Annotated in this window: 1 protein-coding gene; it reads left to right on the top strand. The window is 47.3% G+C overall.

Features of this window, described 5'->3' with window-relative positions:
- Positions 1-346: 346 nt before the first annotated feature.
- Positions 347-4840 (top strand): glycosyl hydrolase 53 family protein, encoded by a 4494-nt coding sequence (locus OCT58_RS09865; RefSeq protein WP_267202666.1) that lies wholly within the window; start codon positions 347-349, stop codon positions 4838-4840.
- Positions 4841-5011 lie beyond the last annotated feature (171 nt).

Genomic DNA, 5011 nt, shown 5'->3' with positions numbered 1-5011 from the left:
GTTCAAATCAATTGGTATCTGAATTCCCGGCCACTTAAATGTCTTAACTGGCGCACACCAATCGAGATCTTCCTGCTTAATTTACGTCATTAAATTCGTTCAAGTTATTTCTTGCAATCTGCCCTATGAAAATCCTTTCTTTAAGTCATTGAATTGATTTGAAGAAAGGATTTTTTTGTGAAGAATTAACGATTTCAATTTTTCCCTTGAAACTGAAAAGTAAATAGGTTGATAAAATTAACTTTTGAAGTTGCAAGCAGCTCTTAAATAGACATAAGTAAATAATTTTTGCATATTTTACTTTAAGATTTTATAATGAGATGGACAATAATTTAGGAGGAACATCATGTCAGTAAAAAAGCATTTTAAGTTATATAAAGCTGGCAAGCAATGGTGTGTCGCAGCGATTGCGACCCTTGCCGTTGCAGCTGGTTTAACTGCTTTTGCAGGCGTTGCGTCTGCTGATACCAACACTGCTACTAGCAATGTAAATGCTACTCAAACTGTAACTGCTGATCAAACGACTGATCAGGCGACGACTAAGAATACGACGACTAACGATATTGCTGGGACAAAGGCGACAACTACCCAAGACCAGCAAAAGACTACTACTAATAATGATCAGGCCACTGATCAAACTCAAACTACTACTGCTAAGGCTGATAACAGTCAAACGAGCACTACGAATACTGCCAAAACGACTACTTTACCAACGGGGAAACCGGGTTGGTCACAGCAAAACAATAGCTGGTACTACTTTAATGAAAACGGTACTGCCGCTACTGGCTGGAAGCAATTAGGCAATTGGTACTACTTCGACCAAAACAACGGTCAGATGCAATCGGGTCTGACACAAGTCGGTGAACACTATTACTACCTGAACCCGAACCATGACGGAACGTTCGGTGCCATGCAGACCGGTTGGCAAAAGATTGATGGCAGCTGGTACGGCTTCGGCGGTGCAAATGATGGTGCTGCTTACACCGGCTGGCGGAACATCAACAACCGCTGGTACTACTTTGACAAAGAAGGGAAAGCCGAAACTGGCTGGTACCAATCTGATGCAAAGAACTGGTACTACTTCGACCCAGAAAATGCCTGGGCTGATACCGGTTGGCAAAAGATTAATAACCGTTGGTACTACTTCGATGCCAATAACGCCTGGGCACAAAAGGGCTGGATGAAGAGTCAAGCTGGTAGCTGGTACTACTTCGATCTAGAAAATGCCTGGGCTGATACTGGTTGGCAGAAGTTGAATAACCGTTGGTACTACTTTGACACCCAGAATGCTTGGGCACTGACTGGTTGGCACCGGCTTAACAATAGCTGGTACTACTTTGACACTCAGAACGCCTGGGCGCAGACTGGCTGGATGAAGAGCCAGGCTGGTAACTGGTACTACTTCGATGATCAAAATGCCTGGGCACTGACCGCTTGGCACAAGATCAACAACCGTTGGTACTACTTTGACACCCAGAACGCTTGGGCACTGACTGGCTGGCAGAAACTAAACAATCGTTGGTACTACTTTGACACTCAAAATGCCTGGGCCCAAAGCGGCTGGATGAAGACCAAGGCCGGCAACTGGTATTACTTCGATCCAGAAAATGCCTGGGCTGATACCGGCTGGCAGAAGATTAATAGCCACTGGTACTACTTCGACCCGACCAATGCTTGGGCACTGACCGGTTGGCAGAAGCTGAACAACCGTTGGTACTACTTTGACACGACCAATGCCTGGGCGCAGAGCGGTTGGATGAAGACCAAGGCTGGCAACTGGTACTACTTCGATCCAGAAAATGCCTGGGCCGAAACTGGTTTACAAAAGATCAATAACCGCTGGTACTACTTCGATTCGACCAACGCCTGGGCAATGTCCGGCTGGCAAGAAGTAAATAACCATTGGTACTACTTCGATCCAACAAACATGTGGGCCGAAACCGGTTGGTTCAAGAGTCAAGCCGGCAACTGGTACTACTTTGACCCAGAAAATGCATGGGCGGTAACTGGCTGGCAAAAGATCAACAACAGTTGGTACTACTTCAACAATGAAGGAACAATGGCAGCCAACACCACCCTCACGATCGATGGGGTCAAGTACACCTTTGATAAGGACGGTCACTCAACTGGCGAACACAAGTTGAGCGGGGACGCCTTGGTTCAGGATCAACGTGCCGAGATTGCCCAATCGATTGCGACGGCGCTTGCCAACAAGGGGACCGTTGATTACGATTGGAACAACCAGCAGGATGACTTTGCAGCCTTCTCAATGCATGACACTGCACAGCTGATTGCATTGTCGCAAAAGTACGCCTTAGAAAAGCAGGCTGGTAAGACGATCCTGGGTAACCAGGGCCTGGAAGCCAACGCTAAGCTGATTGAAGAATATCTGGCCAAGAACACCCTGTTGACGGGGAGCGTTCAAAACATCTTCACGAAGAACTACCAGGTAAATAGCGTTGATGATATTAGCAACTACACCCAACAGGTAACGAATGACTACCTCAACCAGCTGAAGTTGAGCAACGTTAATGGTGATATTCTGGGTGTTGGTGCGATCTATGATTCAACAACGAAGCAATACATCGTCACGGCGGTTCTCTTCAAGAAGGGTCCGGCTGCGCCAGAAAAGACACAGGCCACCTCAACTGTTCCATCTGCAACGATTACTCATGTCTACAGCAACAATACAACGGTTAATAACCCATTAACCGTTGGGGCCAAGGTGGACAACTCCGAATTGGCCAATGCTCTGGCAGGAATCAATAAGACAATTCTGACTGGTCCAAAGGGTGAAGAGATTCCACAAAATATCCTGCAGCTGTACTACGATGCCCTCAAAGGTGCGCAGGGGACCAAGACTGGTTTGGTTGGTCAAAAGCTGTACACTAATCAGTATGGTAATTACCATTATGTTTACTGGCTTGAAGACACTGAAGGTGATGTCAAGGGTGACTCCTGGACCGTCTTCATGAACAACAATAAGGGGGTCAAGTACGGTGACCCAATCAAGGTTGACGTTTCCGCAACCCTGACCTGGGGAAAGCCAGCAGCTCAACCGGTTTCTGGTATTCCAACGAGCCAGATGACGACCGACCAAATTAACACTGCTTACGCAACTGGGTCTGACAGTGGAGCAAGTCACGAAGCCGTTAAGGTTGAAAAGATTAACAATTTTGACAATTCCGCTGCTAAGGGTGTCGATATTGGTTCATTAGTTTCCCTGGAACGGGCCGGTGTAACCTTCTATGACTTTAACGGTCAAAAAGCGGACCTGTTTGACGTTCTGCAACAAGCTGGTGTGAACTACATTCGGCTGCGGCTCTGGAATGATCCATACGATGCCACGATGCAGACCTATGGTGGTGGGGCCAGCGATGAAGCAACCCTGATCCAGCTTGCTAAGCGTGCTAAGGCTCATGGCATGTCACTGCTGATGGACTTCCACTACTCTGACTTCTGGGCTGATCCAGCAACGCAATTGATTCCAAAGGCATGGGAGGGCGAAGATTCGTCAACAATGGCTCAGTCGGTCTACAACTACACGAAGAAGGTCTTACAAGATCTGAAGGCCACCGGTGTTAATGTTGGCATGGTTCAGATCGGGAACGAAATTACCCGGGGGATCTTGATCTCGCAGACCGACCCATCGACTGGTAAGCAGATTTCCACGACTGACGGGAACTTCTGGGCAAATGAAAAGACTGCGAAGATTGGTTGTGAATACCTGTCCGCCGGTTCACGGGCAGTGCGGGAAGTCTTGCCAAATGCAAAGATTGCCCTGCACCTTGAAGGGGACAATCAGTCCAATTACCGTGCTATCATGAACACTTGGAAGAAGCATGGTGTTGATTACGATATCTTGGCAACCTCTGCCTATCTTTTCTGGCTGTGGGCAAATAAGCAGTATACCGTCATGGATACTGTGAACGGTTGTATCAACGTAGCCAAGAATGAGTTTGGCAAGCAGGTCATTATTACTGAAACTAGTTGGCCATTTACCGATGAAAACTCTGATGGGACTAACAACTCCACGAGTGGTGCCGGGAACGCCGGCTTTGCGGTTAGTCCACAAGGCCAAGTCGATGCAATGCGCGGCTTCTACAGTGAGATCAGCAATAATTATCGTGGTACGCTTCTGGGCTCCTTCTGGTGGGAACCTGCTTGGATTCCAGCTAAGGCCGGTTGGAATTACTACCAATATAACATTGACGCCAGCAGCGTTTATGGTTGCGGTTGGGCAACCGAAGCGGCTCGTGGTTACCACCCAGACGAAAAACTTTACTGGGAAGGCAAGCCAACCTGGGGTGGCAGTTCCTGGGATAACCAGGCGCTGTTCGATGACCAAGGGCACCCACTGCAATCACTGATGATGTTCCATGGCTTCCAGAATGGCTACACTTCTGCTAACTACGATGAACAGCACAATAACAAGCCAACCACGCCAACGGCAAAGGTTACCTCAACGCTGACGGCAAAAGTTTCCAAACTTTACTTCGGTGATGGTGTATCACACGATATTAAGATTCAAAATGGTTTGAATGTCGGTGACAACCTTGATCTGAGCAACTTGCTTGGTGATAACACGGCGAAGATGCTGACGGGTGCTAGGGGTGCCAAGATTGGTGAAAGTGGTCTTGATAGCATTCTGACTTCATTGAACGAAGGTGTTTCAACGGCTGAATACACTGACGCAGCCGGCAACAAGTACCACTATGAACTGTGGTTAGACGGTGCAACGACTGCTGATAAGCAGCAGGACTTCAGCCTGACTAACGAAAACAAGAACTATGGTGACAACTTAATCGTTCACTACACCGCAACGCTGATCGCTGACTAAGCGCGCTAGCCATAAATAAAAGCAGTCCATTTCTGGGCTGCTTTTTTGGTCCCGGTTTGTAAAATTAAGTTAGAAACATAAAAAAGCCATCTGTGATAGACTTTTGAATAACCACAAACAAAAGCAAAGGATATCACAAATGACCTATCATCATCTTACCACACGCGAACT

The sequence above is a fragment of the Limosilactobacillus kribbianus genome, assembly GCF_026413145.1.
Lineage (GTDB): Bacteria > Bacillota > Bacilli > Lactobacillales > Lactobacillaceae > Limosilactobacillus > Limosilactobacillus kribbianus.
The sequence above is the reverse complement of the archived record's forward strand: the minus strand, read 5'-3'. Positions and strand labels throughout refer to the sequence as shown.

Excerpts from the sequence above, each read along its gene's own strand:
- OCT58_RS09865 (WP_267202666.1), top strand. The coding sequence starts at position 347 with ATGTCAGTAAAAAAGCATTTTAAGTTATATAAAGCTGGCAAGCAATGG.